Below are 26776 nucleotides of genomic sequence, written 5' to 3' on the forward strand. Positions count from 1 at the left end.
CCGAATGCGCATGCCGTGTTGCTGCTCGACCAAGCCGGATGGCACCTATCGGACAGGCTCGAGGTACCGCCGAACATCACCCTCATCCCGCTGCCGCCCAAGTGCCCTGAGCTCAACCCGGTCGAGAACACCTGGCAGTTCATGCGGGACAACTGGCTCTCCAACCGCGTCTTCCGCTGCCACGACGACATCGTCGACCATTGCTGTCGCGCCTGGAACCGCCTCGTCGAGCAGCCCTGGACTATCATGTCCATCGGACTGCGCGATTGGGCGTATCGGTTCTGATCAGTGGGATTTGGTATTAGAAGCGCCGGCGCGAAGACACACGGCCGGATGGGCGGCTATGGCCGGCCGAAGGCGCCGGCCTCGCGCAAGGCCTCGATCTCCGCCGGGGTGTAGCCGTGCTCCGACAGGATCGCAGCCTCATCCTCCCCCAGGCCCGGCGGAGGCATGGCCGGCGACTTGGCCTCGCCCGCGATGTGCAACGGGCTGTCCACCGTCCAGCGGCCCGCCGAGCTGCGGCGGATGGCGCCGGTCGCGCGTGGTTGGTCTGCCGCCGCTGCCTCGTCGGTGGTCGCCACGGCGTCGAAGGTCAGGTTGGCGGCATCCAATACTGGCCGCCACTCCGTCAGGCTTCGGGTGGCGAAGGCGGCGTCCAGCGCGGCAATCAAGGCCGGCGCATGCGTCCGGCGCAGGGGCGGGCTGGCGAAGCGCTGATCCTCGCCCCAGGCCGGTTGGCCGAGGGCCTCCAGCAGCGCCGGCCATTGCCGCGCTTCATTGAGCAGGGCGAGCAGGAACCAGCGGCCGCAGCCGGCCCGGTAGAGGTTGACCAGGGCATTCGGCGCCTGGTCGCGGGGCGGCCGGGGAACGAAGCGCGCCCCGTCCAGTGCCGCCTGCACCATGAAGCTGTTGGACCAGAGGCCGACATCGAGCAACGAGGCGTGCACGAACCCGCCCTGGCCCGTGCGCTCCCGACGGTAGAGCGCCGTCACGATGGCGCCGTAGAGGGCGAGGCCGGCCGGGTGGTCGCCCATGCCCGCCACCGAGCGGGCGGGAGGAGCCCCGGCATCAGGCCTGACGAGGTCCATCAGGCCGCTGCGGGCCCAGTAGGCGGTCGCGTCGAAGCCGGTCTTGTCCGCCTCCGGCCCGGTCTCGCCATAGGCGGTGAGGGCTGCATAGATCAGCCGTGGGTTCAGCGCCGCCAGGGTGTCGGGTCCGATGCCGAGGCCGCCCCGCAGCCTCGGCACCGCATTGGTCACGAAGACATCGGCAGAAGCGATCAGCCGATGCAGCACCGCCTGCGCCTCCGCGCGCTTGAGGTCGAGCGTGAGGCCGCGCTTGCCCCGGTTGTCGAGCATCCAGGGGTAGTCGGTGCCGCTCTGCGGCTGACCAGGAGCGGTTGCCAAGGCGCGGTAGGCGTCGCCGCCGGGTGGCTCAAGCTTGATGACGCTGGCGCCGAAGTCGCCCAGGATCGTGGTTGCCGAGGGCCCGGCGATATAGGAGGCCGCGTCGATCACCCTGAGGCCCGCGAAGAGTCCGCTCATCTGTGGCACCTCCCATTCCTGTCGCCATGCTGCGGCGGAACGGGCCGGGGCGGCAATCGCCGAGAATTGGGCAGGGCGTCCTTGCACCGGCCTGCCGCCTTGGGCGGGTTACGCTCATCGATCGCGTCGCTGCCGCGTGACGTCGTCCCCGAGCCTGATGGTGCCCGCTTCGACAACTCGTGCCGTGATCCCGCCATGACCGCGAACGGCATTGTAGCCGCCGGGGCCGAATTCCTCCTCCATCCGCGAGCACGGATGGCACTCCCCGCTCCATTCCAGCAGAGCGTCGCCGATGCGGAACCGCTGCCCTTTCAGGGCGGTCAGGTTGAGGCCGGCGATCACCAGGTTGCGCCGGAGCTGGTGCGGCGCCACGGCGGGCCGGCCGAGAAAGCTGGCGATGGCGGCCAGATGCTCCCGGGCGATCAGTGTCACCTGCCTCGGCCCGTCTGCGGCACCGCGCCAGCGGTCGCCTTCCAGGCCCTGTCCGGGTTCGAGCCGCGCCTCGGCGACGGCAGCCATCGCTGCCCGCCGTGCGGGGCGCAGGCCGATCCAGACCAGCCGCCCAGCCGCCATCGGGGCATCGAGCAGGCGTGCGAGAGGAGAGGATGGAGGGAAGGTGTCGCCGTGCCGGCCGCTCATGGCCCTCATCCTCGAGCAGGAATGGTCGTCCTGGCGTCCCGTCAGGCCAGCACAGGGCGGACAATGCGTGCTGCGTCATTCACGCGCCTGGGCTCCCAAGGCCACGGAAGCAGCTGTGGTATTGTTCGGCAAGCCGCCCTGAGCAAACATGGCGTTTGGCAAAGTCCGGACGACAAGAAGGCGGCCTTGCTGGGAGGACAAGATCCATGAACACGGTCTCCATCGGCCGGCGCTCTGCGCTCGGCAGCGTGCTTGCCGCGACGGTGCTTGCATGTCCGGCTATCGGCCAGGAGCGCTTTCCCAATCGGCCGGTGCGGTTCCTGATTCCATGGGCACCCGGCGGCACGCTCGATGCCTTCATCCGCCTGCAGGCCGAGCTGTTCCAGCAGGATACCGGCCAGTCGCTGATCATCGAGAACCGCCCCGGCGCCCGCGGCACGCTGGCCGCCCAGTTCCTGCTCACCCAGGCGAAGCCCGACGGCTACACCATCGCGCATCACCACCTGTCGGTGATCCGCCATCCCTTCCTGACGAAGCGGCCCAGCTGGGATCCGGTGAACGACTTCACCTACATCATGCAGCAAACCGGCTTCGTCTTCGGCCATGTGGTGCATCCGGCTTCGGGCTGGAACACGCTGGCCGACATGTTCGCCGAAGCGCGCCGGCAACCCGGCCGCCTCACCTACGGCACCTCCGGCATCGCGACCTCCAATCATCTGGCCATGGAAGAGCTTTGCGAGAAGGAGGGCGTGCAGATGGTGCATGTGCCGTATCGCGGCACCTCGGAGAACATCACCGCGGTGCTGGCCCGGCAGCTGGATTGCATCGCCAACTCCAACTCCTGGGCCCCTGTCGTCGAGACGGGACAGTTGCGGCTGCTCGCGGTCTGGACGAAGGAGCGGCTGCGCAGCTTTCCCAATGCGCCGACGCTGCTCGAGCTCGGCTACGGCATGGTGGTGACTTCACCCTATGGCATCGCCGGGCCGAAGGGCATGGACCCCGAGTTGGTCGAGACCCTGCACCAGGCCTTCCGCAAGACGCAGTTCCATCCGCGCGTGCAGGAGTTCATGGCCACCAACGACATGCCGAACGAGTATCTCGGCCCTGCCGACTATACCGCATTCGCGCGCGAACGCGCCGGGTACGAGCAGCGGATGGTCACCCGGCTGAACCTGTCGATCGACTGACGGGTTCGGAAAGCCGAAGGCACGGCGAGTTCCCGCCCGGCGTCATTGCGGCCGTGTCCGCTTCGAGAGCGACACCGCGTAAGGCGCCGGCCGGGCACGGAGCGTCGGGTCGTCGCTGAACTCGACCCCTGGCGGATTGGCCAGCGCCAGGAAGCTGATCCGGTCGCAGGCGCCGCCCGGGCCGGATGCGACCTCGGTGACCGTCAGCCGGCCTACGGTCGCGCGTGGCCGATCGTCGGGCCATGCGGTGGTCGGGTCGTTCAGGTCGTCGCCAGCCTGCGGGAAGATCAGCACCATGTCGAAGGTGACGGGCGCCTGGGCGACCCGGCCACGTAGTTCATCGGCCAGGAAGTTGGCCGGCAGGCTGCGCATCTGCTCCTCGCTGAGGCGCTGCGTCCCGGCCACGGGCTCGAACACCCAGCGTACCGGGCGGACCTCGCCATCGGCGCCACGGAAGCGGAAGGTGTTGACCCCCCAATAGGGTGTCGTCGCCCAACTCGCCGGCGGCGCATTGGCGGCGAGCCACCTTCCTTGCAGCGTGGTCTTCGGGTTCGCGGCGATGAAGGCGTCGATTGCCGCCTGGTCCGGCCGCCCGGTCGCCGGGTCGGGCCTGCGCACGCGAAGGCCCTCGACCAATGCTTCCGGGGTGGGCGCTCCGAAGATGGGGACGGAGATGTTCGCCATGTCCCAGGGCGTGCCGCCGGGCACTTGGAAGCGGATCGAGAGGCCACGGGTGCTGCGGCTGGTATCGGCGGCGGCGGGACCACCGCCGACGGCGAAGCGGATGATCGTCGGAATGCGTTGCCCGCCGAAGGTCGGCGAGACCGACAGCCGCGCCCCCTCGGCCGTGCCCTCGAAGAACCCCGAGGCGCAGGTACCCTTGGGGTGGCTCGGACGATGCGTCCGGATCGGGCCCTGCACCCCTTCGAAGGCTTCGATCACTTGCGTCGGGGTCGGCGTCTGGGCCTCCGCCGGAACGGCAACCCCGAGGCCGAGGAGGAGGACTACGACCGGAGCGGTACGACGGGACATGGGCATCAGCCTTCCTCCTTTGGCAATTCGCCATGGCATGATGTGGGAGCGCGGCAGTCCTCGCAACGAGACGTTCAAAGGGGCGGCCCGCCGCGTTGGCACCGCACGCGGCGGCGAGGCATCCGGGCCGGAGAATCGCGGCGCCATCTTCACATCCACCCGGCTCCTCGCCGGCGACGGTTCGCTTGCGGGACGGGAGTTTGCTTCGCGGCGCCGATCTGGGACGATGCGGACTGCAGCAGGACCTGGGCCGGTCGGCAGGGTCCGCGCGGGGAGAAACGCCAATGGAACGACACTATGGCTGGGTCATCGTCGCCGTCGGGGCGCTGATGGGCTGCATCGGCATGGGGTCGCTGTTCTCCCTCGCCGTCCTCCTCGATCCCATTGCAACCGATACCGGCTGGTCGCGCGCCGGCATTTCCGCCTCGATGACGATCGCCTTCCTGGCCATGGGGGTTGGCGGCTTCGGTTGGGGCTGGATCAGCGACCGCCACGGGCCACGGATCGTCGGCATCGTTGGCGGGCTGTTCCTGGGCGCCGGGCTGGTTCTGGCTAGCCAGGCGACGAGCCTGCTGGCCTTCCAGCTCGCCTATGGCCTGTTCCTGGGCACTGCGGTCGGCGCCTTCTTCGCGCCGATGATGGCGACGGCCAGCGCGTGGTTCGAACGGCAGCGGGCGCTTGCCGTCTCCCTCGTCTCCGCCGGACTGGGCATGGCGCCCGTGACCGTCGCGCCCTTCGCCCAATGGCTGCTCTCCAACCATCACTGGCGCAGCTCGCAACTCGTCATCGGGCTCGTCGCCTGGGCGGTCCTGCTGCCGGCCGCGCTGATGCTGCGCCGCCCGCCGGCCGCGACCCTCGGCACCGGCGCGGCAGCCACGGCGAAAGGAAGGGACTTCACTGCCCGCGAGGCCCTTCGCTCCCGGCAATTCGTGGTGCTCGCGGCGACCTTCTTCGCCTGCTGCCTTGCGCATGCCGGGCCGATCTTCCACGTCGTCAGCTATGCGATGGTTTGCGGGCTTTCCGCGGCCGCCGCGGTCAGCGTCTACAGCCTGCAGGGTCTGGCGGGGCTGGGCGGGCGCCTGCTCCTGGGCGTGCTCGCCGACCGGCACGGGGCCAAGCCCGTACTGATCGGAGGCCTGCTGCTGCAGGCGCTGGCGATCGGCGCCTTCCTCCCGACCAGCAGCCTCGGCGGGTTCTATGCCGTCGCCGCGGCCTTCGGCCTCGCCTATGGCGGCGTGATGCCGCTCTATGCAGTGCTTGCGCGTGACTACTTCGGTCCACGCATCATGGGCACGGTGTTCGGCGCCGCTACCATGGTGTCCTGCGTCGGCATGGCGGCAGGACCGACCCTTGGTGGCTGGATCTTCGACCGCTTCGGCAGCTATGCCGGGATGCACCTCAGCTCCCTGGCGATAGGATTCGGGGCGGTGGCGATCGCCCTCGCCTTTCCGCCCCTTCCCCGGATGGGACATCAACGGCTCAAACCGGCGTAGAGCGTGATTGGCGAAGGCGGAACGGCCGGAGGCGTCGATCATGCCCTGGCGTGTCGACGGCGATCCCAGCCAGGGGAGATCGTGTCCAATGGACGGCATCCTCGCGCCGCCGTCCACCTGCCAGGGCTGCCGGCCGCCGGATGGCGTCAGGCCTTCGGCTTGGCGGAATAGGCGCCGCCAGCCGCCCGCACCTCGGCCGCCGTCTTCGCGGCCCGCAGCCGTGCCAGGTGCTCGGCCTCGCCGGCCAGCATCGTCTCGGCATTCTGAAGCACCTGTGCGGCGCGGTCGGCGGGGAATTTCACGGCGCCGTTCTCGTCCATGTGGATCAACTCGCCCGGCGCGACATCCATGCCGCCGACCGAAACCGGCACGTTCACCGCCTGCACCGCCATCTCGCCATGCCCGGCCGTGACACCGCCGAGGAGCAGTTGGAAATCGAGCTTGCGGATCGCGTCGACGTCGCGCGAGGGCCCATTCGAGAGCAGGCCGATGCAGCCGACCGACATCATGGAGGTGACCATAATCTCGCCGGCAAGCCCCGCCTTCGCCATCAGCTCCGGTGGCCATTTCTGCTGGATGACCAGGATGGTCGGCTTCGGCATGGCATCGAGCGCGTCGATCACGTCCATGAAGCTGAGCCTGCCGCTGTAGTTCGGGTCCGGCATGCCGTAGACGCAGGTGACGGCGTGGCCGATGACCGGCCCCATCTCCGGGTAGATGCAGCGGATCGAGGTGTCGGTGTACCAGTTCTCGGTCCACGGATTGTAGAGACCCAGGCAGAGCGGGTTCTTCGGATAGGTCGCCACCACGTTGGTGATGGTCGGCGTGTCGATCTTGCGCAGTCCGGCGAAGATCTCGTCCTTGCTGGCCGTCATGCTGGCGCTCTCCCTGGGTTGTGCGCGCATGGTCGCCAGCGGGGCGCCGCTCGTCCAGCCCCGCCGCGAGCCCTCGCGGCGGATCGTGCCGCCGGCCAGGGAGATACGGACATCCTATTCCGCGTCTTGCTCCGGCGGGGGTGGCGGCATCTGCTGGTGCAGCACCTCGATCCGGCGCTGAAGCTGGGTGATACGGCGGCGGAGGTCGGCATTCTCCCGCATCGATTGGCGGAGGCGGGATTGGGCGGCATCCAGCGCGTCATGCGAGGGCGAGGGAGAGGGCACAAGACGTGGGGCCTTGGGCGGCGGGGCGAGAATGTCCTCCCAGCGGAGGCCGAGGCGGGAGACCATGCGGTGCGCCGCCTCGGCCGCGGCGGCGCGCTCGCCGGCCTGGTCGGAGCCGAGCAGACCAAGAATCCGCGCCAGCTTCGCCGCATCGGTCGCCCGCATTCACCCTCCCTCCCCTGCCCCGAAGCCAGGGGAAAGCCATAACCCCATGCGGGAGTTGCCGGGAGTGGCAGAAGCGCTGGCCTTGCCCAGGCGGTGGCGGACCTCCGTCTCCAGCTCCTGACCCGCGCGCTGCGGGTCGAGTGGGGCGAAGCCTGCCGAACGGATGCGGGAGGCGGTTCGAGGCCCGCACCGCCAGCCGTGCAGGGAAGACGCCCGGCAGGAGCTGGTTCTGCCAGATGTTCTAGGTGCAGGTGGTGGGGCGGTTCAGCCGCTCATAGACCAGATGCAGCGCACCCTTCGCCTTGGTCTCGCAGTGAAGCAGACGAAGCCTGAGCTCGCCGGTACCCGGCGGGAAGAGCGGGATGCCGTCGCCCAGGATGACCGGGATCACGGCCATCTCGAGCCGGTCGAGCTTGCCGATCGCGATCATGGAGCGGATGAGCTGGCCGCCGCCCTCGACCCAGACGCGGCGGCATCCGCGGGCTTCCAACTCGGCGGCGATGGCGGCCGGGCCCTTGGCGCGGGCCTCGACGCCCGGCGGCGCATCCTCCAGCGGGCGGCTGGTCAGGACGATGGTGGGCTTGCCGGGATAGGGCCAGTCGCCGAAGCGCCGTATCGCATCATAGGTGCCCCGCCCCATGAGGATCGCGTCTACGCCGGCGAAGAAGGCCTCGAAACCGAAATCCTCGGCCGGATAGTCCGCGGCCAGCCAGTCGTCGACGGATCCATCCGGGCGGGCGATCTTGCCATCGAGGGAGACGGCGATGTGGCAATGCCAGATCGTGCCAGCCATGTGCGCCGTGCTTCTCACGCCTCCGCCACGCGCCCGATCGGCCGCGCGGGCGCCGTCGGGGCCGGCGCGCCGTCGCGGCAGAGGGCGGAGAAGCCGGCGCCGGCGAAGGCGGCGATGGTGGCCAGCAGCCACATGCGGTCGTAGCTGCCGTCGAGGTCGAAGACCACGCCGCCGAGCCAGGCGCCGGTGAAGCCGCCGACCTGGTGGCCGAGGAAGACCAGGCCGAAGATCGTCGCCAGCCAGCGCGTGCCGTAGTTGCGGGCGCAGAGGGCCACGGTCGGCGGCACGGTCGAGAGCCAGAGCAGCCCCATGATCGCCGAGAAGACGAGGACGCTCGCCGTCGTCTTCTCGACCAGCATGAAGCCGCCGATCAGCACGCCACGGGCGGCATAGATGATCACCAGCAGTTCCCGCCGCCGCCAGCGGCCGGAGAGCTCGCCGGCGATGAGCGAGCCGGCGATGTTGAACAGGCCGATCAGGCTGATGGCCGCGGCGCCGACGCCGAGCGGCAGGTGGCAGCTGGCGACGAAGCCCGGCAGGTGGACGGCCATGAAGCTCACATGCAGGCCGCAGACGAAGAAGCCGAAGGAGAGGAACCAGAAGGTCGGGTCGCGCAGCGCGCGGCGGAGGGCGACGGTGGCGCGTTCCTCCGGTGCGGCGCCGGGGACGGGCTTCGCCGCCTGATCGTTCAGCGGCAGGGCGAGCGGGATCATCAGCAGGGAGACGGCGGCGATGGCGAGCAGCGCCCATTGCCAGCCGGCGGCGTGCAGGCCCAAGGCGACGATGGGAACCACGAGGAACTGGCCGAAGGAGGAGCCGGCGGTGCCGAGGCCGGTGGCGCGGCCGCGCAGGCTCTCCGGCAGCAGGCGGGTCAGGCTCGCCATGATGACGGGCATCCCGGCGGCGGAGACGGCGCAGCCCATCACCACCCCGGCGAAGAAGGTGAACCAGAAAAGGCTGGTCGAGAAGGCCATGCCGGTGAGGGCCACGGCCTGCAGCACGGCGCCGATCATGATGACGCGGCGGCCGCCGATGCGGTCCGCCACCTGGCCCCAGATCGGCTGGGTGATGCCGTTGCACAGCACCTGGAGGGCGATGGCGAAGGCGAAGCCGCTGGCGCCCCAGCCCTGGGCCGTCGTCATCGGTGCGAGGAAGAGACCGAGGCTCTGGCGGAGGCCCATGGCCAGGGCGGCGGTGACAACGCCGCAGCCGAGCAGCAGGGCGACGGATAGCCGGGTCGATACGGACATGGGTCTTCCTCTCGGTCGCCGGCATGAGAGCATTGCGGGACCGAGCAGAGCAAATGCGCAAGACGCATGGCTCCACCCGGCGCACATGCTTGTAGGGTGGGTCCGCCATCCCGTGAATTGCGCGCAGGCCCGGGAAGTGCGAAGGCCAGCCGGAATTCTCTGGGAATGGATGATGCTGCGAGCCCTCTACGATCGTGTCCTGGCGCTGGCGGGGCACCGCCGGGCGCCGACCTATCTGGCAGGCGTCAGCTTCGCGGAGAGCAGCTTCTTCCCCATCCCGCCGGATGCGATGCTGATCCCGATGTGCATCGCCCGGCCGGAGCTGGCCTATCGCTATGCCGCCATCTGCACCATCGCCTCCGTGCTGGGCGGCGTCCTCGGCTATGCGATCGGCTTCTGGCTGTTCGATGCGCTGGCCGTGCCGGTGCTGCGCGCCTATGGCCATGCCAATGCGATGGAGACATTCCAGGATTGGTACGACCGCTGGGGGGCGCTCGTCATTCTCATCAAAGGGTTGACGCCGATCCCCTACAAGATCGTCACCATCGCCTCCGGCGCAGCGCAGTTCAACTTCGTCATCTTCGTGCTGGCGAGCATTCTCACACGGGGGGCGCGGTTCTTCCTGCTCGCCTTCCTGCTGCGGCGCTACGGGCCGCCGATCCGCGACTTCATCGAGCGGCGGCTGACGCTGGTGACGACCGGCGCCGCCGCCGGGATCGTGCTGGGGTTCGTGGCGCTCAAGTTCCTCTGAGCGCCACCCGCCTCAGATCTGGGCCTGGCCACCGTCGACGAAGAATTCGGTGCCGTTGACGAAGCTGGAATCGTCGGAGGCGAGGAACAGCGCGGCCCGCGCCAGTTCCTCCGCCTCGCCGACGCGGCCGAGCGGGATGAGGGAAGCGAGCTGGTCGAGCAGGCCCTGCTGCGCGGCGGCATCGTCGCCGGCAAGGCCCACCAGTCCGGGGGTGCGGGTCGGGCCGGGGGCGATGACGTTCACCCGGATGCGATGCTCCTTCAGGTCGAGGATCCAATTGCGGGCGAAGGCACGGATCGCGGCCTTGGACGCACCATAGACGCTGAAGCCGGGCGTGCCGGTGCTGGCCGCGTCGAGCCGGCGAGGATGACCGAGGCGCCGTCCACCAGCAGGGGCAGCGCCTTCTGCACGGTGAAGAGGACGCCCTTCACGTTGCGGCTGAAGGTGTCGTCGACCTGCTCCTCGGTGATCGAGCCGAGCGGCATGAAGGAGCCGCCGCCGGCATTGGCGAAGAGCACGTCGATGCGCCCGGCTTCGACCTTCACCCGGGCATAGAGCCGGTCGAGATCAGCGAGGCTGGCGGAATCGGCCCGGATGCCGGTGGCGTTGGGGCCGATTGCGGCGACCGCGGAGGAGAGCTCCGCCTCGCGCCGGCCGGTGACGAAGACCTGGGCCCCCTCCTCGGCGAATTGCCGGGCGGTGGCGAGGCCGATGCCGCTGGTGCCGCCGGTGACGACGGCGATCTTGCCTTCGAGCTTGCGGGCCATGTCTGCAACTCCTGCTCAATGGGACAGGAGAAAGATGTGGCCAGGGCGATCCTGCCAAAATAGAAAGGATCGAAAGCCATCCTTGCAGGATTGTCGATGTCGAGGCTGCCGGATTTCGAGGGGCTGGCGATGGTTGCCCGGCTGGCCGAGCAAGGGTCCTTCGCCGCCGCGGCGCGCTCGCTCGGCCTTTCGGTGGCGACCGTCTCCCGCGCGGTATCGCGGCTGGAGGCGCGGCTGGGCGGCCGGGTGTTCAACCGAAGCTCCCGCCGCCTGGCGCTGACGGATCTCGGCCGCATCGTAGCCGAGCGGGCGGCACGGGCGCTGTCCGAGGCGGAGGAGGCGGAGGCAGCCGGGCGCGAGCTGGCGAGCCAGCCGCGCGGCTTGGTCCGGCTGACCGTGCCGATGTCCTTCGGGCTGCGCCGGGTGGCGCCGATCCTGCCGGACTTCCTGCGGCGCTACCCGGACATCGCCCTCGACCTGCATCTCGGCGATGCCGCCGTGGACCTGGTCGGGGAGGGGTTCGATGCGGCGCTCAGGATCGCGGTGCTGGAGGATTCCGCGCTGGTGGCGCGGCGGCTCTGCCCGGTGGCGCGGCTGGTGGTGGCCTCGCCCGGCTATCTCGCCCGGCATGGGCGGCCGCAGCACCCAAGGGAGCTCGCGGCGCATCGCTGCCTCGGCTACGCCTATCGGGCCCGGGGCGATGCTTGGCGCTTCCTCGGACCGGATGGCGAGGAGGTCGCCGTCATTCCCACCGGCCCCTTGCGAGTGACCAATGTGGATGCGCTCGTGCCGACCGTGCTGGATGGCCTCGGCATCGCCGAGGTGCCGGATTTCGTCGTGGCGGAGCATCTGGCGGCGGGGCGGATGGAGGTGGTGCTGCCCGGCTGGCGGATGGCCCTGGGCGGGCTCTACTTCGTCACGCCGACCGGGCGGCGCCGGCCGGCCAAGGTCGAGGCGCTGGCCGCCTTCCTGGCCGACCGCCTGTCCGCTCCGGGCTGAGCGGGCGCCCGGCTCATTCCCTCCAGGGATGCGCAGCCCAAAGCTTTTCGTACTGGGCCTGCATCGCCACCAGCTCGCCGCGATACTCGTCGGGGCCGAGCAGGCGGAGCGGCAGGGCGAGCTGGGTGGCGGTGGCCTGCCATTCCGGGTCCTCGGCCGCGCGGCGGGCGGCGTCCACCAGCCGGTCGAGCACCGGACGGGGCAGGCCGGCCGGGGCAGCGAGGCCGCGCATCGAGCCCTCGACCACGTCGAAGCCCTGTTCGCGGAAGGTCGGCACATCGGCCATCACCGGCCAGCGCGTGGTGCCCATCTGGCCGAGTGGGCGGAACAGGCCCTGGCGGAAATCGCCGATCGCCTCGCCGATATTGGTCACGGCGAGGTCGATCTGCTTCGAGAGCGTCGCGGTGCGGACGGGAGCGCCGCCGGCGAAGGGGACATGGAGGAATTTGGTGCCGGTGACGCGCTCCAGTGCCAGCACCGCGAGATGGTCGTCGGAGCCGATGCCGGAGGTGCCGTAGCTGATCTGGCCGGGGCGGCGCCGGGCCTCCTCCACCAGGTCGGCGACATTGCGCAGCGGGCTGTCAGGCCGCACCCAGATGGCGCCGGGATCGTCCACGATGTTGAGGATCGGGGCAAAGTCGTCGAGGCGGAAGCGCGCCTGCGGCCGCTCGAGCGGGATGGTGACGATGGTCGGCGTGTTGATGAAGCCGATCGTGTAGCCGTCCGGCTTGCTGCGGGCGAGTTCGGTGAAGCCGATCTCGCCCGAGGCGCCGGGGCGGTTGGTGACCACCACGGGCTGGCCGAGATACTTCTCCATGATCCGGGCCAGGGGGCGGGCCGCGACATCCGTGCCGCCGCCGGCCGGGAAGGCCAGCACCATGGCGAGCGGGCGGTCGGGGAAACCGGACTGGGCCAGGGCGAGGCCCGGGGCGGCGAGCGGCAGGCCGGCCAGGCCGCCGATGAGGGCGCGTCTTTGCATAGTGTCGATCCTCCCGGTGTCCGCTTATGGCGCGGCGACCGGGGTGGATCGGATCATGCCGGCGGCGGCGTGGCAACGATGCCGGTGGGGCGGGCGATCAGGCCGGTCTTCTCGCCACGACGGAAGCCGGCGGATTCGTAGAAGCGGAAGGTCGACTCCTCCTTCGATCCGGTCAGCAGCACCGCTTTGTAGCAGCCGCCCGCCCAGGCGGCGGCGAGCGCCGCCTCCAGCACGGCAGGGCCATGGCCCTGGCCCTGGCGGCGATGCGCCGCATGGGTCACGACATTCTCGATAAAGACGTAGGACCGGGTGCCGCACGTCAAGTTCGGCACCGGGATCAGGGTGCAGGTGGCGACGGGCTCGCCGGACTGTTCGGCGAGGAAGACGGTGAGGCCGGGCTGGGCCACCATCGCCTGCCAAGCCGCCACTGCCAGCTCGGCCGCGGGCGTCGGATCGGCCGGGTTCAAGTGGCGGTACAAGGCCAGGAGAGCCGGCAGGTCCTCGGCCCGGGCGTGGCGGATCTCGGCCGCCATGCCGAGGGTTGGGGCTGGCCGCGCGCCCCTACCCGTTCACTACCGTGCCGCCATTTGGGTGCAGCACCTGGCCGTTGATGTAGCTGCTGTCGCTCTCGGCGGCGAGGAAGATGTAGCTCGGGGCGCATTCGTCCGGCTGGCCGGGGCGGCCCATCTCGGCGGACTGTCCGTGCTTCGCAACACTTTCCTCGTCGAAGCTGGCCGGGATCAGCGGCGTCCAGATGGGCCCCGGCGCCACGGCGTTCACCCGGATCTGCCTCGAGGGGTAGAGCTGCTGCGACAGGCTGCGGGTGAAGGCGAGGATGGCGCCCTTGGTGCTGGCATAGTCGATCAGCCCCGGGCTGCCCTTGTAGGCGGTGACGGAGGTGGAGTTCACGATGGCGCCGCCCGCCGGCATGTGCGCCAGCGCCGCCCGCGTCACCCAGAACATGCCGAGGATGTTGGTGCGGAAGGTGCGCTCCACCTGGTCCTCCGGAATCTCAGCGAAGTTCTTGCAGATGTGCTGCTCGGCGGCGTTGTTCACCAGGATGTCGATGCGGCCGCCCAGCGCCTGCGCGGCCTCGGCCACGGCGCGGTGGACGAACTCCCGCTCGCCGATGTCGCCGGCGATGGCGGTGCAGCGGCGGCCCTCGGCTTCGATCAGGCGCTTCGTCTCCTCGGCGTCCTCGTGCTCGTCCTTGTAGAGGATGGCGACATCGGCGCCCTCCTTGGCGAAGCCGATGGCGACGGCGCGGCCGATGCCGGAATCGCCGCCGGTCACCAGCGCGGTCTTGCCGGTGAGCTTGCCGCTGGCGCGCCAGTGCTCCATCCGGTCCTGCGGGCGGGGCGTCATCTCGGTGGTGAGGCCGGGCTGGCGGTCCTGGCGCTGCGGCGGTTGGGGGGTCTGCTTGTCGTCGGGCATGAAGGTCCTCCGTTTCCCGGCCAACGGGGAGGGCGGGGCGGGGTTGCCCCATGGGGAGTGGAACGGTCGGTTAAGCTCTGCGGGGCTAGGCTGCGGGCGATGGACAGGACCCAAGGCATCTCCCAGGGCGGCCTCGCCGGGCCGGGCGGCAAGCCGCAGCGCCCGCCGAAGGCGGATGCCTTCAAGCAGGCGATGGCGCGCGCCATGGAGGGCGCGGGGCCACCGGCTCGTCTGCCCTCCCCGGCCCCGGCACCGCGAATGGCGGAGAATGCCTTCCGCGCCCGCATCGCCCTGGCCGAGAGCAGCGCCCGCGCGCCCGACCAGGGGCTGGGGGCACGGAATGCGAGTTCGGGGGCGCTCGGGCGCTACCAGATAACCCCGCTGTCGCTGCGCGACCTCGGCTGGCAGGATGCCGGCGGGCAGTGGACGGCGCTGGCGGCGCGGCACGGCGTCCGGTCGGAGGCGGATTTCCTGGCGACCGCCCCGGCGCAGGAGGCGGCGATGGCGGCCTATCTGCGGCGGGCGGAGCAGCAGCTCGACCGCAACGGCAGCCTGGCGCGGGCAGGCGGCAGCGTGACGGGGCTCGACGGGCAGGCGGTGCCGCTAACCGAGGCGGGGCTGGTCGCGGCGGCGCATCGGCGCGGGGCGGGCAGCGTGGCGCGCTACCTGGCGCACCGGACGAACACGCCCGATGCGCCGCTGAGCCAGGCCGAGCGCAGCGCCTTCGCGGCGGTGGAGGGCAGGCTCAGGGGCTTCGCGTCGCTGCCCTACGGCCTCGCCAGTCGGGAGGGCAGCACGCGCAACGGGTGACCGAGGGGAGCGGCGCTCCCCCCAATCGGCTGTTGGCTCAGGCCGTGCGGTCGCCGCCGCCGGAGAGCGCCGCCTGCGCCGCCGCCAGCCGCGCCACGGGGACGCGGTAGGGGGAGCAGGAGACGTAGTCGAGGCCGGCTTCCTCGCAGAACTGGATCGAGGCCGGGTCGCCGCCATGCTCGCCGCAGATGCCGAGCTTGAGGTCGTCCTTCACCCCCCTGCCCTTCTCCTTGGCGATCTTCACCAGCGCGCCAACACCCTCCGGGTCGATGGAGACGAAGGGGTCCTTCGGCAGGATGCCCTTCTCGACATAGAGGGGAAGGAACTTGCCGGCATCGTCGCGCGAGAGGCCGAAGGTCGTCTGCGTCAGGTCGTTGGTGCCGAAGCTGAAGAAGTCGGCGACCTCGGCGATCTTGTCGGCCGTGAGCGCGGCGCGCGGCAGCTCGATCATCGTGCCGACATAGTACTCGATCGTCTGGCCGGTCTCGGCGAAGACCTCCTTCGCCACCTTGTCGACCTGCGCGCGGGTGATCTCCAGCTCGCGGCGGGTGGCGACGAGGGGGATCATGATCTCCGGCACCGGCGCCGCACCCGTCTCCTTGGCCGTCGCCACGGCGGCCTCGAAGATGGCGCGGGCCTGCATTTCGTAGATCTCGGGGTAGGAGATGCCGAGCCGGCAGCCGCGGTGGCCGAGCATTGGGTTGGCCTCGGAGAGGTCGGCCGCGCGCCGCTGCATCGTCGCCGGGTCGGTGCCGAGGGAGACAGCCACATCGGCGATCTCCGACGCGCTGTGCGGCAGGAACTCGTGCAGCGGCGGGTCGAGCAGGCGGATCGTCACCGGCAGCCCGGCCATGATGCGGAACAGCTCGATAAAGTCGGCGCGCTGGAAGGGCAGCAGGCGGGAGAGCGCCTCGCGCCGGCCCCCCTCCGTCTCCGACATGATCATCTGCCGCACCGCGCCGATGCGCTGCGGGTCGAAGAACATGTGCTCCGTCCGGCAGAGGCCGATGCCCTCGGCGCCGAATTTGCGTGCCGTGTCGGCATCGAGCGGCGTCTCCGCATTGGCGCGGACCTTGAGGCGGCGCACGGTGTCGGCCCATTGCATCAACGTGGCGAAGTCGCCGGAGAGCTGCGGCTCCACCATGGCGACAGAGCCGATGAAGATCTCGCCCGTCGCGCCGTCGAGGGTGATGGTCTCGCCGCCGCGGATGGTCTGGCCGCCGGCCATCAGCATCTGTGAGGAATAGTCGACCGTGACGCCGCCGGCGCCGGCGACGCAGGGCCGGCCCATGCCGCGGGCGACTACCGCCGCGTGGCTGGTCATGCCGCCGCGCGTGGTCAGGATGCCTCGCGCGGCGTGCATGCCGTGGATGTCCTCCGGGCTCGTCTCGATGCGGACAAGGATGACGGCCTCGCCCTTGGCCGCGCGGGCCTCCGCCTCATCGGCCGAGAAGACGACGGCGCCGCTGGCGGCACCGGGGCTTGCCGGCAGACCCTTGGCGAGCAGCTTGCGCGGCGCCTTCGGGTCGAGCGTCGGATGCAGCAGCTGGTCGAGCGCCGAGGGATTGACGCGCTTGATGGCCTCGGTCTGGTCGATCAACCCCTCGCGCGCCATGTCGACGGCGATCTTCAGCGAGGCGGCCGCGGTGCGCTTCCCGTTGCGGGTCTGCAGCATGTAGAGCTTGTTCTGCTGGACCGTGAACTCGATGTCCTGCATGTCCGTGTAGTGCTGCTCGAGCTTGGCGCGGACGGCGACGAGCTCCTGGTAGGCCTTCGGCATGGCGACTTCCATGCTGCGCTCGCCCGGCTTCGCCTTGAGCTGCGCCATGGGCTGCGGCGTGCGGATGCCCGCCACCACATCCTCGCCCTGGGCGTTGATGAGGTACTCGCCGTAGAAGATGTTCTCCCCGGTGCTGGGGTCGCGGGTGAAGCAGACGCCGGTCGCGCAATCCTCGCCCATATTGCCGAAGACCATGGCCTGGACATTGACCGCGGTGCCCCAGTTGGCCGGGATGTCGTGCAGGCGGCGGTAGGTGTTGGCGCGGGCGTTCATCCAGGAGCCGAAGACGGCCCCGATGGCGGCCCAGAGCTGCGCCTCCGGGTCCTGCGGGAAGGGCTTGCCGGTGACCTGGGCCACCATCTCCTTGTAGCCGGTGACGACCGTCTTCCAGTCCTCGGCGGTCAGCTGCGTATCCTCGTGGACGTCGCGGCTGATCTTCACCTCCTCGATGATCTCCTCGAAGCGGTGGTGATCGACGCCGAGCACGACGCTGCCGAACATCTGGATGAAGCGGCGGTAGCTGTCCCAGGCGAAGCGCGGGTCGCCGGAGGCGGCGGCGAGGCCGTCCACCGTCTCGTCGTTGAGACCGAGGTTCAGCACCGTGTCCATCATGCCCGGCATGGAGACGCGGGCGCCCGAACGAACCGAGACGAGCAGCGGCTTGCGGTGGTCGCCGAAGCGCACGCCCACCGCCTCCTCGACGCGGGCGAGGGCGGCGGCGACCTGGTCCTTCAGCTCCGGCGGGTACTGCTTCTCGTGGTCGTAGTAGTAGGTGCAGACCTCGGTGGTGATGGTGAAGCCGGGCGGGACGGGCAGGCCGATGCTGGCCATCTCGGCCAGGTTGGCGCCCTTGCCGCCGAGCAGGTTGCGCATCTCGGCCTTGCCTTCGTTATGGCCGGCACCGAAGCTGTAGACCCACTTGCTCACGGGCGAGTTCCTTGTGTTGACGGGGGCGACGCGGACGCCGGTTGTGGCGCAGAGTGTGCCATTCCGACGTCAATTCAACCTTCGATTTTTGAGAAGTCCGCGACCACCGCCATGGCGGCGCAGAGACGGCTGAGCAAACGCAGCCTGTTAGCACGCAGTTTCGAATCCGGGTCGTTCACAACCACGGATTCGAAGAAGGCGTCGAGTGGGGCGCGGAGGGCGGCGAGCGCCCCCATGGCGGAGAGGAAATCCTCCCGGGCCAGGGCGGCGGCGACCTCGGCCGAGCGGGCCTCGACCACCTCGGCGAGGGCGGCCTCGGCGGGGAGGACGAGCAGGCCAGTCTCGACCGGGCCGTCATGCGGGCCGTCCTTCCGCGTCTCGATGCGGAGGATGTTGGCGGCGCGCTTGTAGGCGGCGAGGAGGTTGGCGCCGTCTGGCGTCGCCAGCATGGTCTCGAGCGCGGCGGCGCGGGCGAGCAGGCGCACGAGATCGTCATCGGGCGTCGCGCCGAAGATGGCGGCGACGAGGTCGTGGCGGGCGCCCTCGGCGCGGAGCTGGACGCGGAGGCGGTCGAGGAGGAAGTCGAGAAGGCCCGCGGCGAAGGCGGCGACCATGGGCGGGTGCTCGGACCCGGCCGGCGGCTGCCAGCCGGCCTTCACCTTTTCCGTGGCGACATCCATGCCGAATTTGGGGCTGGCAGTGCTGCCGGTGGCCTGGGGATAGCCGAAGAAGGCCTCGCCGATCAGTCCGGCGAGGCCGAGCCGCAATCCGCCCTCCCGGGTCATGCGGATGACGCCGAGCGCGGCGCGGCGGAGGGCGAAGGGGTCGCCCGAGCCGGTCGGCCGCTCGCCCACCGCGAAGAAGCCGACCAGCTGGTCCAGCTTGTCCGCCAGGGCCACCGCGACCGCGACCGGCTCGGAGGGCACCGCATCCCCGGGGCCGAGCGGCCGGTAATGGGCGCCGATCGCCTCGGCGAGGCGCGGGTCCTCGCCGTCGGCCAGGGCGTAGTAGCGGCCCATGATGCCCTGGACCTCGGGGAATTCGCCGACCATGCCCGTCGCCAGGTCGGCCTTGGCCAGCCGGCCCGCGCGGGCCGCCAGCGCCGGGTCGGCGCCGACATGCGGGGCGATCAGGCCGGCCAGGCGCTCCAGCCGCCGAACGCGCTCGCCCTGGGTGCCAAGCTTGGCATGGAAGACGACGTTCTCCAGCTTCGGCAGGAACGCCTCCAGCCGCTGCTTGCGGTCCTGGTCCCAGAAGAAGCGGGCATCGGCGAGGCGGGCGCGCAGCACGCGCTCATTCCCGGCGATGATGGCGGCGCCGCCATCCTCGGGGATGATGTTGGCGACCAGGGCGAAGCGCGGGGCGGCGCTGCCGTCTTTGTGGCGCAGCGCGAAGTAGCGCTGGTTCACCCGCATGGTGGTGCGCATGACCTCCGGGGGGAGGTCCATGAAGGCCGCGTCGATGGAGCCGAGCAGCGGCACCGGCCATTCGACCAGCCCAGCGACCTCGGCGAGCAGGCCGCGGTCGGGGACGACCTCCAGCCCCTCGCGGGCGGCGAGTTCGGCGATGCCGGATTCGATCAGCCGTTCGCGCTCGGCGGCGTCGGCGATGACGAAGCGCTCGCGCAGGCCGGATTCATACTCGGTGAAGGAGGCGACGGCGAAGGGCTCGGTGTCGACGAGGATGCGGTGGCCCTCGGTCAGGTCATCGGCGGCGATGCCGTGCACCTGGTCCTCGCCATGGGCGAGGGCGAAGCGGACAGGGCGGCCGTCGAACAGGCAGAGGACGCGCTGCAGGGGGCGGACCCAGGCGAAGTCGCTGCTGCCCCAGCGCATGGATTTCGGCCAGGGAAAGGCGCGCAGCACGGCGGGGACGGCGCGGGCGAGCAGGTCTTCCGCCAGCGTCACCTCGCCGGGCTTGGCGAGAACCCAGAAATCGCCCTCCTCCCGCAGTTGCTCGCGGGTCGCGCCGTGCTTGCGGAGGAAGCCTTCCAGCGCCTGGGGCGGGGCGTTGCGGCGGGGGCCGCGCTCCTCCTTGCCGGGCGTCTCGGCGCGGGCGGCCAACTCGCCGATGAGGGCGATGCGGCGGGGGCCGGAGAGCGGGCGCGGGGCCTCCGGCATCAGCGGGCGCAGCTCGACCTGGAGCAGGCGGGCGAAGTCCTCCGCGGCCCGGGCCTGCATGCGGGCCGGGATTTCCTCGGAGAAGAGCTCGATCAGGAGTTCAGGCATCGGTTACAGCGCCGCTTTCACATCGGTCCTGGCGAAGTCGTCGCCTTTGAAAAGGAGAGGCTCATTGCGGTGTCTGGCGAGGGCATAGGCGAAGCAGTCGCCGAGGTTGAGGCCTGCCGGATGCCGGCCCTTGCCGAAACGGCGCCAGCCATCCGCGGCCAGGGCAGCGTGTTCGGCGGTGAAGGAGACGACCTCGGCCTTGGCCTGGCCCAGCAATCGGCCGAGCCTATCCTCCATCGGCTGGCCGGTGCGTCCTTCGGCCACCATCGTAGCTTCCACCAGGGTCGCCGCGGAGATGGCGACCGTCGTCGCCGTCGTCAGGGCAGCGCCATAGAGCGCCGCATCCGGCTCATCGCGCAGGATCGCCATGAGGGCGGAGGTATCGACGATCACTTCGGCAGCCCATTCTCGTCATAAAAATCCGAATGGTCGCTGGTGCTGCCTGGCGGGAAGAGCTTCGACGCCTCCTTGCCGATCGCCATGATGGCCTCGAAGCGCCGCTGGCGCTCCTCGTCCCGTGCCGCAGTCTCGCGTTGCAGGCGCTCGTGGACGGCACGGCGGATAGCCTCGGTGGTGCTGGTGCCGATCAGCTCGGCCAGCGCCTTGGCCTCGGCGATCAGCGCCTCGTCCTTGATGTTCAGCTGGCCCATACGGGACTCCAGGGTAGATTGGGGAAAAACATTCTACCCTACCCCTCCCCCTTCAACCACGCCTCGCAGCAACCCTTCGCCAGCGCACGCACCCGGCCGATATAGGCGGCGCGCTCGGTCACGCTGATGGCGCCGCGGGCATCGAGCAGGTTGAAGCGGTGGCTGGCCTTGATGCACTGGTCGTAGGCCGGCATCGCCAAGCCCTGGGCGAGCAGTGCGGCGCACTCCTTCTCCGCATCCTCGAAGTGGCGGAACAGCATCGGCACGTCCGCGAACTCGAAATTGTGGGCGCTGTACTCGCGCTCGGCGCGGAGGAAGACCTCGCCGTACTTCACGCCCTCGTCGTTGAAGTCGAGGTCGTAGATGCTGTCCTTGCCCTGGAGGTACATCGCCAGCCGCTCGAGGCCGAGGGTCAGCTCGCAGCAGGGCACGGCGCAGGGGATGCCGCCCACCTGCTGGAAATAGGTGAACTGCGTCACCTCCATCCCGTCGCACCAGACCTCCCAGCCGAGGCCCCAGGCGCCGAGGGTCGGGCTCTCCCAGTCATCCTCGACGAAGCGGAAGTCGTGGACCTTGGGGTCCATCCCGAGCGCCCGGTAGGCGTCGAGCAGTAGGGATTGCGGGTCGCGCGGGCTCGGCTTCAGGATCACCTGGTACTGGTAGTAGTGCTGCAGCCGGTTGGGGTTCTCGCCATAGCGCCCGTCGGAGGGGCGGCGGCTCGGCTGGACATAGGCGGCCTTCCAGGGCTTGGGGCCGAGGGCGCGAAGCGTCGTCGCCGGGTGGAAGGTGCCGGCGCCGACCTCCATGTCATAGGGCTGCAGGATCAGGCAGCCCTGCGCCGACCAGAAGGCGTGCAGGCGAAGAATGATGTCCTGGAAGCTCGGGGGCTTCTGACGGAGGGTAGGTGCGGCCAGGCTCTGCATGCGGCGCCTTTTGCCACGGCCCCGCTCGCGAACCTAGTGGGCCGCCGGTCACAGCCCGAGGCGGGCCCAAGCGGCGCGGTCCTCGGCCGCGGCGACCAGCGCCTCGGCGGAGAGGCCGGGGAGCAGGCGGCGCAGCAGGGAGGGGCGGCGGGCGCCGAAGGGGACGAGCTTCGCCTTGGGGCCGAAGCGGCGGCGCGCCTCCTCCGCCGCATCGCCCAGGCGGTCGGCGAGGCCGAGTTCCACCGCACGGCGGCCGGGCCAGAAGCGGCCAGTGAACAGCTCCTCCACCGGGGCCTTGAGGCGGTCGCCGCGGCGGGACTCGACCCAGGCGCGGAACTCGCCATGCAGCTCGCCGAGCAGGGTGTCGAGCCGGGCGACATCCTCCGGGCGCTCGGGGACAAAGGGATCGAGGAAGCTCTTCTCGCTGCCGGCGGTGTGCATACGCCGCTCGATGCCGAGGCGCCGGATCGCCCTCTCGAAGCCGAAACCGGCGGCGATGACGCCGATGGAGCCAAGGATGGAGGCCGGGTCCGCCACGATCTCATCGGCGGCGCAGGCAATCCAGTAGCCGCCGGAGGCCGCGGCATCCTCGACGCAGGCGATGACGGGGAGCTTCTTCTCCTCCGCCAGCCGCCGGATGTGGCGGGCGATGAGGCTCGACTGCACCGGCGAGCCGCCGGGCGAGTTGATGACCAGGAAGACGGCGGCCGCCCGTTTCAGCGCGAAGGCGCGGTCGAGGACGGGGGCGATGCCGGCGAGGTTCAGGCCGCCGCCGAGGCCAGGGCGGGCAGCGATGGCGCCCTGGAGGCGGACGAGGGCGATGCGCGGGTCGCGGGAGAGGAAGGGGAGCGAGAGGGGCATGGGGCCAAGACATGCCCGTGGCGGCGCCGGTATCAAGCCCGCATGCCGGGGGGTTGTCCTTCGCGTCCGGCTTCGCCAGCCTGCCGGCGAGCAGGGAGGGCCGGGCGATGTTCGACTTCAAAGGCAAGCGGGTGGTGGTCTGCGGCGGCAGCCGAGGCATCGGGCGGTCGATCGCGCTCGGCTTCGCGCAGGCGGGGGCGGCGGTATCCATATGCGCCCGGAGCGCGGGGCCGCTGGAGGCGGCGCGGGCGGAGATCGCAGGGCATGGCGTCCAGGCTCATGCGGCAGGTTGCGACCTCGGCGACCGGGAGGCGGTGCGCGGCTATGTCGCCGCGGCGGCCGAGGCGCTCGGCGGCATCGACGTGCTGGTGAACAACGCCAGCGGCTTCGGCTCGCAGGATACCGAGGAACACTGGGCGCAGGGGCTCTCGGTCGATGTCATGGCGACGGTCCGGGCGACGCATGCTGCCCTGCCCTTCCTCGAGGCGGGGCGCGGCAGCATCATCAACGTCTCCTCCATCTCGGGCTACCGGCCCTCGGTGCGGACGCCAGCCTATGCGGCGGTGAAGGCATTGCTGATCAACTACACCACCTCCCAGGCCGCGATGTATGCGCCGAAGGGCATCCGGGTGAACGCCGTGGCGCCGGGCTCGATCGAATTCCCCGGCGGCTCCTGGGAGCAGCGGCGGACGAGCAATCCCGAACTGTACAACTCGATCCTCGGCAGCATCCCCTTCGGCCGGCTCGGCACGCCGGAGGAAGTCGCCAATGTGGCGATGTTCCTGGCGAGCCCGCTGGCCGGGTGGGTGACGGGGCAGACCGTCATCGTCGATGGCGGGCAGATGTTGTGAGCGACGCCGACCGCATCCTCGTCATCAACCCGAACTCATCCGTCTCCTGCACGCAGGGGATCGCTGCGGCGCTGGAGCGCTTCGGCGCGCTCGGGCGGTTCGATGTGGTGCGGCTGGCGGAGGGGCCGCCTGCCATCGCCAGCTGGCGGGATTGGCATTCGGTCGCCGAGCCGCTCTGCCGGCTGGTGGAGCGGGAGGAGGCGGCCGCCTATGTGGTCGCCTGCGTCTCGGACCCCGGGCTGGAAGCGGTGCGGAGCGTGACGCGGCGGCCGGTGCTCGGGATGTTCCGCAGCGCGGTTGCGGCGGCGATGACACGGGCGGAACGCTTCGGCGTCATCGGCTTCGTCGCGGCGAGCGAAGCACGGCAACGGCTGGCGCTGCGGGGGATGGGGGTGGAAGAGCGGCTGGCGGGATGGATTCCGCTCGACCTGCCGATGGAGGTGCTGACCGACCCGGAGGCGCCGCGGACGCGCATCCGCGAGGCAGCGCGGGCGCTGGCGGCGATGGGTGCGGGGGCAATCGTGCTGGGCTGCACCGGCATGGCCGGGCATGTCGCCGCGGCGGAGGATGCCGCGGGGCTCCCGGTGGTCGAGCCCTGCGCGGCGGCGGGGGCGATGGCGCTGCTGGCCACCGCCCCCGGTTAGCTCAGATGCCGGACTTCTGGCCGCTGGTCTCGAGCTGGATGTACCGCTGGACCGTCTGCGGAAGGTTCTGGCCGACGAACTCGGCCATCTGCACCTCCTCCTGCAGGCTCTGCTGCAACAGGCCGAGGCCCTCCTGGTCACCCGCCGCCTGCGCCATCTCCATAAGGGCGCGATAGGACGCGATCTCGAAATGCTCGAAGGCGTAGTTGGCGAAGGTGTTCTTCAGGATCTCGTCCTGCATCGGGGCGTGCGCCATGGCGGCGAGGTTGCCCATCAGCCCGGTGCCGAAATCCTTCAGCGCGGAGTGGCTGGTGCCGTGACGCTCGAGGATCTGCTCCAGGCGCTGGGCCTGGGTGCGGCTCTCCTCGACATGCGACTTCATACGCGCCGCCATCTCGGGGTAGTTCTCGATCCGCTCGATCTGGCGCTCGAGCAGCTGAACCGCCTGCGTCTCGAGGGCATGGGCGTTCTTCAGCCCGGTGATGTAGATGTCCTGGGCGCTGCTTGCCATGGAGTGTCTCCTGTGTTTCCTGCGCAAGGAACAGCGCCGGGCAGGGGGCGGTTCCCGGGACGGCGGGACCGTTCCGGTGGCATGCCTTATCGCCTGGGAACGCGGGGCGGGGCTACGGCGCTCTGCCGGGCATGGAAAAGGACAGCCCGATGCGGTGGGACGCGACGACCTCCGGCGGCGACAAGGCGCCGCGCTTCGTACCGGCGCCGCTCGGCACGGCACTCGGCCGTGGCGTCCGCAACCGCTGCCCCTATTGCGGCGTCGGCCGGGTCTTCGCCGGCTACCTGACGCTGGTGCCGGAATGCAGCAACTGCCACGCTCCGCTTGCCCGGCTGCGGGCGGATGACGCGCCGCCCTACTTTGTCATCTTCCTCGTCGGACACCTGCTGGTGCCGCCCGTCTTCTGGGTGGAGAAGGCCTATGAGCCGCCGATGTGGCTTCACATGGTCATTTGGTTGCCTCTCTTCACCATCCTCTGCATCCTGTTGCTGCGGCCCATCAAGGGCGCGGTGGTGGGGTGGATGAGCACGCTCGGGATCGTCTCGGTCGAGGATGATGACGACGAGAAGGAGGCGCCGGCCGCGGCGGCACCCCCGCTGCACGGATTGCCCGACCGGAATGCCTGAGGACGAAACGCCGGCGCGGCGCATCGCCCGGCTGGACTTGCCGGATGCCAGCCCCCTCCCCTCGGCCTATGCCGAGGCGGACCGGCACCAGGCCGTGCAGGACCTGCTGGCCGGGAACAGCTTCGACCCGCATGGGGTGCCGGGCGGGCCCTTCGTGCTCAATCTCTGCGTGCGCGATGGGCGGCTGGTCTTCGATATCCGCGACGAAGCGGATACCCCGGTACGGGCGGTGGCGCTGGCGCTCGGGCCCTTTCGGCGGCTGATCAAGGACTACCACATGATCGTCCAGAGCCACGAGCAGGCGGTCAGCGAGGGCGGGCACGAGGCGCGCATCCAGGCCATCGACATGGGCCGGCGCGGGCTGCACAACGAGGGCGCGGCGCTGCTGGAAGAGCGTCTGGAGGGCCGGATCGGCCTCGATTTCGAAACGGCGCGGCGGCTCTTCACCCTGGTCTGCGCGCTGCACCAGCGGATTTAGCAGGCACTCTCATCCATGAAGATCAACGGCACCCCCTATCGCAGCGTCTGGGTGGACCCCGATGATGGCTGGTCCATCCGCATCTTCGACCAGACCAGGCTGCCCTGGTCGGTCGATATCCTCCGCCTCACCACCTGGGAGGAGGCGGCGCATGCGATCCGCTCCATGCAGGTGCGCGGGGCGCCGCTGATCGGCGCGGTCGCCGCCTATGGCGTGGCGCTGGCCATGCGGGGCGACCCTGCCTCGCTCGACCAGGTGCTGCCCGCGCTGAATGCGACCCGGCCGACGGCGATCAACCTGCGCTGGGCGCTCGACCGGCAGCGGGCGGCGCTGCACAACCTGCCCGTCGAGGCGCGGGCGGAGGCGGCCTACGCCGAAGCGGCGGCCATCGCCGACGATGATGCGGAGACCTGCCGGCGCATCGGCGAGAATGGGCTGCCGCTGCTCGCCGAGGTCGCGGCGCGGAAGGGCAAGGTTAATGTGCTGACCCATTGCAATGCCGGCTGGCTGGCAACCGTCGATTGGGGCACGGCGCTCGCCCCGATCTACATGGCGCATGACGCGGGCCATGACGTGCATGTCTGGGTGGACGAGACCCGGCCGCGCAACCAGGGCGCGGCGCTGACCGCCTTCGAACTCGGCGCGCATGGCGTGCCGCACACCGTCATCGCCGACAATGCCGGCGGGCACCTGATGCAGCATGGCGAGGTGGATCTCTGCATCGTCGGCACCGACCGGGTGACGCGGCAGGGCGACGTCGCCAACAAGATCGGCACCTATTTGAAGGCGCTGGCGGCGCGGGACAACGACATCCCCTTCTGGGTGGCGCTGCCGCATTCGACGCTGGACTGGCGGGTGCGGGACGGCGTGGCCGAAATCCCGATCGAGGAGCGCAGCGGGGCCGAGGTGACGGAGCTGACCGGCCGCACCGCGGATGGACGGATCGAGACGGTGCGGGTCGTCGCCGAGGGCAGCGCCGCGGCCAACCCGGCCTTCGACGTGACACCGGCACGGCTGGTGACGGGGCTCATCACCGAGCGCGGGCGGTGCGAAGCCAGCGAGGCAGGGCTCACCGCCATGTATCCGGAATTCACCGAACAATAGAAAACCGGGCAAGCTGCTTCATCCGGCCCAGGCTGAATTGTAGCCGACCTGAAACCTGAACATCATCCTCCGGCTATACGGCGGCGGCATGGTCCGCCGCCGCATGGCTTGGGGGTTGTGGATGATGCGTAAGGCCCGAATTCTGGCAGCAGGTAGTGTTCTTCTTGCGGTGGCGGCACAGCCTGCCCGG

At 70.3% G+C, this 26776-nt stretch carries 28 protein-coding genes and 1 pseudogene; 11 read left to right on the forward strand and 18 right to left on the reverse strand.

Features of this window, described 5'->3' with window-relative positions:
- A partial coding sequence (locus tag EP26_RS19510) for a transposase (RefSeq protein WP_043341126.1) occupies window positions 1-285 on the forward strand: 285 nt, incomplete at its 5' end.
- 56 nt (window positions 286-341) lie between these two features.
- Here EP26_RS19510 and EP26_RS19515 read toward each other — a convergent pair.
- Both EP26_RS19515 and EP26_RS19520 read right to left on the reverse strand, forming a co-directional pair.
- The gene (locus EP26_RS19515) at window positions 342-1544 is read right to left on the reverse strand and encodes a CaiB/BaiF CoA transferase family protein (RefSeq protein ID WP_043341128.1); all 1203 of its coding nucleotides are present in this window, start codon (window positions 1542-1544) and stop codon (window positions 342-344) included.
- Between the two features lie 114 nt (window positions 1545-1658).
- Entirely contained in the window at window positions 1659-2183 is a 525-nt protein-coding gene (locus EP26_RS19520; RefSeq protein ID WP_043341129.1) for an MOSC domain-containing protein, read from the reverse strand.
- A gap of 206 nt (window positions 2184-2389) precedes the next feature.
- Here EP26_RS19520 and EP26_RS19525 point away from each other — a divergent pair, with 206 nt between their 5' ends.
- Window positions 2390-3370: a Bug family tripartite tricarboxylate transporter substrate binding protein gene (locus tag EP26_RS19525; RefSeq protein WP_043341131.1), complete on the forward strand. Its 981-nt coding sequence runs from the start codon at window positions 2390-2392 to the stop codon at window positions 3368-3370.
- Window positions 3371-3412: 42 nt separating this feature from the next.
- Here EP26_RS19525 and EP26_RS19530 read toward each other — a convergent pair whose 3' ends face one another.
- The gene (locus tag EP26_RS19530) at window positions 3413-4408 is read right to left on the reverse strand and encodes a catalase family peroxidase (RefSeq protein WP_043341132.1); all 996 of its coding nucleotides are present in this window, start codon (window positions 4406-4408) and stop codon (window positions 3413-3415) included.
- A gap of 278 nt (window positions 4409-4686) precedes the next feature.
- On the opposite strand from EP26_RS19530, the gene EP26_RS19535 reads away from it, so the two are divergent.
- Window positions 4687-5895 (forward strand): MFS transporter, encoded by a 1209-nt coding sequence (locus tag EP26_RS19535; RefSeq protein WP_043341134.1) that lies wholly within the window; start codon window positions 4687-4689, stop codon window positions 5893-5895.
- A gap of 146 nt (window positions 5896-6041) precedes the next feature.
- On the opposite strand, the gene EP26_RS19540 is transcribed toward EP26_RS19535, so the two are convergent.
- The 4 genes from EP26_RS19540 to EP26_RS19555 form a co-directional block, all read right to left on the reverse strand.
- Window positions 6042-6770, reverse strand: a complete 729-nt coding sequence (locus tag EP26_RS19540) for an RraA family protein (RefSeq protein ID WP_052389392.1) — start codon at window positions 6768-6770, stop codon at window positions 6042-6044.
- Window positions 6771-6884: 114 nt separating this feature from the next.
- Complete coding sequence (locus EP26_RS19545; protein ID WP_043341136.1) at window positions 6885-7220, reverse strand: hypothetical protein; 336 nt, start codon at window positions 7218-7220, stop codon at window positions 6885-6887.
- A 241-nt stretch (window positions 7221-7461) separates the two neighbouring features.
- Window positions 7462-8013, reverse strand: a complete 552-nt coding sequence (locus EP26_RS19550; RefSeq protein WP_043341138.1) for a dihydrofolate reductase family protein — start codon at window positions 8011-8013, stop codon at window positions 7462-7464.
- Window positions 8014-8027: 14 nt separating this feature from the next.
- Window positions 8028-9263, reverse strand: coding sequence for an MFS transporter (locus EP26_RS19555; RefSeq protein WP_043341139.1), 1236 nt, complete (start codon window positions 9261-9263; stop codon window positions 8028-8030).
- Between the two features lie 172 nt (window positions 9264-9435).
- Between EP26_RS19555 and EP26_RS19560 the strand changes: the two genes are divergently transcribed.
- On the forward strand, window positions 9436-10014 hold the full coding sequence (locus EP26_RS19560) for a YqaA family protein (RefSeq protein WP_043341186.1): 579 nt from the start codon (window positions 9436-9438) through the stop codon (window positions 10012-10014).
- Between the two features lie 12 nt (window positions 10015-10026).
- On the opposite strand, the pseudogene EP26_RS19565 reads toward EP26_RS19560, so the two are convergent.
- Window positions 10027-10781: pseudogene (locus tag EP26_RS19565) on the reverse strand (SDR family oxidoreductase).
- 96 nt (window positions 10782-10877) lie between these two features.
- Between EP26_RS19565 and EP26_RS19570 the strand changes: the two are divergent.
- Window positions 10878-11780: a LysR family transcriptional regulator gene (locus EP26_RS19570; RefSeq protein ID WP_043341141.1), complete on the forward strand. Its 903-nt coding sequence runs from the start codon at window positions 10878-10880 to the stop codon at window positions 11778-11780.
- Between the two features lie 13 nt (window positions 11781-11793).
- On the opposite strand, the gene EP26_RS19575 is transcribed toward EP26_RS19570, so the two are convergent.
- The 3 genes from EP26_RS19575 to EP26_RS19585 are packed head-to-tail and all read right to left on the reverse strand — an operon-like array spanning window position 11794 to window position 14193.
- The gene (locus tag EP26_RS19575) at window positions 11794-12759 is read right to left on the reverse strand and encodes a Bug family tripartite tricarboxylate transporter substrate binding protein (RefSeq protein WP_043341142.1); all 966 of its coding nucleotides are present in this window, start codon (window positions 12757-12759) and stop codon (window positions 11794-11796) included.
- 53 nt (window positions 12760-12812) lie between these two features.
- Entirely contained in the window at window positions 12813-13292 is a 480-nt protein-coding gene (locus EP26_RS19580; protein WP_043341143.1) for a GNAT family N-acetyltransferase, read from the reverse strand.
- A gap of 28 nt (window positions 13293-13320) precedes the next feature.
- A complete protein-coding gene (locus EP26_RS19585; RefSeq protein ID WP_043341144.1) occupies window positions 13321-14193 on the reverse strand; it encodes an SDR family oxidoreductase in 873 nt (290 codons plus the stop codon).
- Between the two features lie 99 nt (window positions 14194-14292).
- On the opposite strand from EP26_RS19585, the gene EP26_RS19590 reads away from it, so the two are divergent.
- Complete coding sequence (locus tag EP26_RS19590; RefSeq protein ID WP_043341145.1) at window positions 14293-15003, forward strand: serine/threonine-protein kinase; 711 nt, start codon at window positions 14293-14295, stop codon at window positions 15001-15003.
- A 37-nt stretch (window positions 15004-15040) separates the two neighbouring features.
- On the opposite strand, the gene ppdK is transcribed toward EP26_RS19590, so the two are convergent.
- From ppdK to EP26_RS19620, 6 genes are all read right to left on the reverse strand, one after another.
- Window positions 15041-17710, reverse strand: coding sequence for a pyruvate, phosphate dikinase (ppdK, locus tag EP26_RS19595; protein WP_043341147.1), 2670 nt, complete (start codon window positions 17708-17710; stop codon window positions 15041-15043).
- A gap of 74 nt (window positions 17711-17784) precedes the next feature.
- Window positions 17785-19938: a glycine--tRNA ligase subunit beta gene (gene glyS / locus EP26_RS19600; RefSeq protein WP_043341148.1), complete on the reverse strand. Its 2154-nt coding sequence runs from the start codon at window positions 19936-19938 to the stop codon at window positions 17785-17787.
- A 3-nt stretch (window positions 19939-19941) separates the two neighbouring features.
- Window positions 19942-20331 (reverse strand): type II toxin-antitoxin system VapC family toxin, encoded by a 390-nt coding sequence (locus EP26_RS19605; protein ID WP_043341150.1) that lies wholly within the window; start codon window positions 20329-20331, stop codon window positions 19942-19944.
- Window positions 20328-20588: a type II toxin-antitoxin system VapB family antitoxin gene (locus EP26_RS19610; protein ID WP_043341151.1), complete on the reverse strand. Its 261-nt coding sequence runs from the start codon at window positions 20586-20588 to the stop codon at window positions 20328-20330. Before EP26_RS19610 ends, EP26_RS19605 begins: the two co-directional genes overlap by 4 nt.
- Before the next feature lie 38 nt (window positions 20589-20626).
- Window positions 20627-21511: a glycine--tRNA ligase subunit alpha gene (locus EP26_RS19615; protein WP_043341152.1), complete on the reverse strand. Its 885-nt coding sequence runs from the start codon at window positions 21509-21511 to the stop codon at window positions 20627-20629.
- 48 nt (window positions 21512-21559) lie between these two features.
- Entirely contained in the window at window positions 21560-22372 is an 813-nt protein-coding gene (locus tag EP26_RS19620; protein ID WP_043341153.1) for a S49 family peptidase, read from the reverse strand.
- A gap of 53 nt (window positions 22373-22425) precedes the next feature.
- Here EP26_RS19620 and EP26_RS19625 point away from each other — a divergent pair, with 53 nt between their 5' ends.
- On the forward strand, window positions 22426-23223 hold the full coding sequence (locus EP26_RS19625; RefSeq protein ID WP_342669114.1) for an SDR family NAD(P)-dependent oxidoreductase: 798 nt from the start codon (window positions 22426-22428) through the stop codon (window positions 23221-23223).
- Window positions 23220-23867, forward strand: a complete 648-nt coding sequence (locus EP26_RS19630) for an aspartate/glutamate racemase family protein (RefSeq protein WP_043341155.1) — start codon at window positions 23220-23222, stop codon at window positions 23865-23867. Before EP26_RS19625 ends, EP26_RS19630 begins: the two co-directional genes overlap by 4 nt.
- A 1-nt stretch (window position 23868) precedes the next feature.
- On the opposite strand, the gene EP26_RS19635 is transcribed toward EP26_RS19630, so the two are convergent.
- On the reverse strand, window positions 23869-24378 hold the full coding sequence (locus tag EP26_RS19635) for a ferritin-like domain-containing protein (RefSeq protein WP_043341157.1): 510 nt from the start codon (window positions 24376-24378) through the stop codon (window positions 23869-23871).
- 149 nt (window positions 24379-24527) lie between these two features.
- On the opposite strand from EP26_RS19635, the gene EP26_RS19640 reads away from it, so the two are divergent.
- The 3 genes from EP26_RS19640 to mtnA are packed head-to-tail and all read left to right on the forward strand — an operon-like array spanning window position 24528 to window position 26586.
- Entirely contained in the window at window positions 24528-25004 is a 477-nt protein-coding gene (locus EP26_RS19640; RefSeq protein WP_043341158.1) for a DUF983 domain-containing protein, read from the forward strand.
- Complete coding sequence (locus EP26_RS19645) at window positions 24997-25482, forward strand: UPF0262 family protein (protein WP_043341159.1); 486 nt, start codon at window positions 24997-24999, stop codon at window positions 25480-25482. Before EP26_RS19640 ends, EP26_RS19645 begins: the two co-directional genes overlap by 8 nt.
- 15 nt (window positions 25483-25497) lie before the next feature.
- Window positions 25498-26586 carry an S-methyl-5-thioribose-1-phosphate isomerase gene (gene mtnA / locus EP26_RS19650; RefSeq protein WP_043341161.1) on the forward strand — a complete coding sequence of 363 codons (1089 nt, stop codon included), beginning with the start codon at window positions 25498-25500 and terminating at the stop codon, window positions 26584-26586.
- Window positions 26587-26776: the final 190 nt, after the last annotated feature.

It is taken from the genome of Belnapia moabensis DSM 16746 (genome assembly GCF_000745835.1).
Classification (GTDB): Bacteria; Pseudomonadota; Alphaproteobacteria; order Acetobacterales; family Acetobacteraceae; genus Belnapia; species Belnapia moabensis.

What these genes read in the sequence shown, in the direction of transcription:
- EP26_RS19545 (WP_043341136.1), bottom strand. Translation starts at nt 7,220, where the DNA reads ATGCGGGCGACCGATGCGGCGAAGCTGGCGCGGATTCTTGGTCTGCTC.
- EP26_RS19560 (WP_043341186.1), top strand. Translation starts at nt 9,436, where the DNA reads ATGCTGCGAGCCCTCTACGATCGTGTCCTGGCGCTGGCGGGGCACCGC.
- EP26_RS19530 (WP_043341132.1), bottom strand. Translation starts at nt 4,408, where the DNA reads ATGCCCATGTCCCGTCGTACCGCTCCGGTCGTAGTCCTCCTCCTCGGC.
- EP26_RS19535 (WP_043341134.1), top strand. Translation starts at nt 4,687, where the DNA reads ATGGAACGACACTATGGCTGGGTCATCGTCGCCGTCGGGGCGCTGATG.
- EP26_RS19575 (WP_043341142.1), bottom strand. Translation starts at nt 12,759, where the DNA reads ATGCAAAGACGCGCCCTCATCGGCGGCCTGGCCGGCCTGCCGCTCGCC.
- EP26_RS19515 (WP_043341128.1), bottom strand. Translation starts at nt 1,544, where the DNA reads ATGAGCGGACTCTTCGCGGGCCTCAGGGTGATCGACGCGGCCTCCTAT.
- EP26_RS19610 (WP_043341151.1), bottom strand. Translation starts at nt 20,588, where the DNA reads ATGGGCCAGCTGAACATCAAGGACGAGGCGCTGATCGCCGAGGCCAAG.
- EP26_RS19620 (WP_043341153.1), bottom strand. Translation starts at nt 22,372, where the DNA reads ATGCCCCTCTCGCTCCCCTTCCTCTCCCGCGACCCGCGCATCGCCCTC.
- EP26_RS19640 (WP_043341158.1), top strand. Translation starts at nt 24,528, where the DNA reads ATGCGGTGGGACGCGACGACCTCCGGCGGCGACAAGGCGCCGCGCTTC.
- EP26_RS19555 (WP_043341139.1), bottom strand. Translation starts at nt 9,263, where the DNA reads ATGTCCGTATCGACCCGGCTATCCGTCGCCCTGCTGCTCGGCTGCGGC.
- EP26_RS19570 (WP_043341141.1), top strand. Translation starts at nt 10,878, where the DNA reads ATGTCGAGGCTGCCGGATTTCGAGGGGCTGGCGATGGTTGCCCGGCTG.
- EP26_RS19525 (WP_043341131.1), top strand. Translation starts at nt 2,390, where the DNA reads ATGAACACGGTCTCCATCGGCCGGCGCTCTGCGCTCGGCAGCGTGCTT.
- glyS (WP_043341148.1), bottom strand. Translation starts at nt 19,938, where the DNA reads ATGCCTGAACTCCTGATCGAGCTCTTCTCCGAGGAAATCCCGGCCCGC.
- EP26_RS19590 (WP_043341145.1), top strand. Translation starts at nt 14,293, where the DNA reads ATGGACAGGACCCAAGGCATCTCCCAGGGCGGCCTCGCCGGGCCGGGC.
- EP26_RS19585 (WP_043341144.1), bottom strand. Translation starts at nt 14,193, where the DNA reads ATGCCCGACGACAAGCAGACCCCCCAACCGCCGCAGCGCCAGGACCGC.
- EP26_RS19580 (WP_043341143.1), bottom strand. Translation starts at nt 13,292, where the DNA reads ATGGCGGCCGAGATCCGCCACGCCCGGGCCGAGGACCTGCCGGCTCTC.
- EP26_RS19540 (WP_052389392.1), bottom strand. Translation starts at nt 6,770, where the DNA reads ATGACGGCCAGCAAGGACGAGATCTTCGCCGGACTGCGCAAGATCGAC.
- EP26_RS19615 (WP_043341152.1), bottom strand. Translation starts at nt 21,511, where the DNA reads ATGCAGAGCCTGGCCGCACCTACCCTCCGTCAGAAGCCCCCGAGCTTC.
- mtnA (WP_043341161.1), top strand. Translation starts at nt 25,498, where the DNA reads ATGAAGATCAACGGCACCCCCTATCGCAGCGTCTGGGTGGACCCCGAT.
- EP26_RS19635 (WP_043341157.1), bottom strand. Translation starts at nt 24,378, where the DNA reads ATGGCAAGCAGCGCCCAGGACATCTACATCACCGGGCTGAAGAACGCC.
- EP26_RS19550 (WP_043341138.1), bottom strand. Translation starts at nt 8,013, where the DNA reads ATGGCTGGCACGATCTGGCATTGCCACATCGCCGTCTCCCTCGATGGC.
- EP26_RS19520 (WP_043341129.1), bottom strand. Translation starts at nt 2,183, where the DNA reads ATGAGCGGCCGGCACGGCGACACCTTCCCTCCATCCTCTCCTCTCGCA.
- EP26_RS19645 (WP_043341159.1), top strand. Translation starts at nt 24,997, where the DNA reads ATGCCTGAGGACGAAACGCCGGCGCGGCGCATCGCCCGGCTGGACTTG.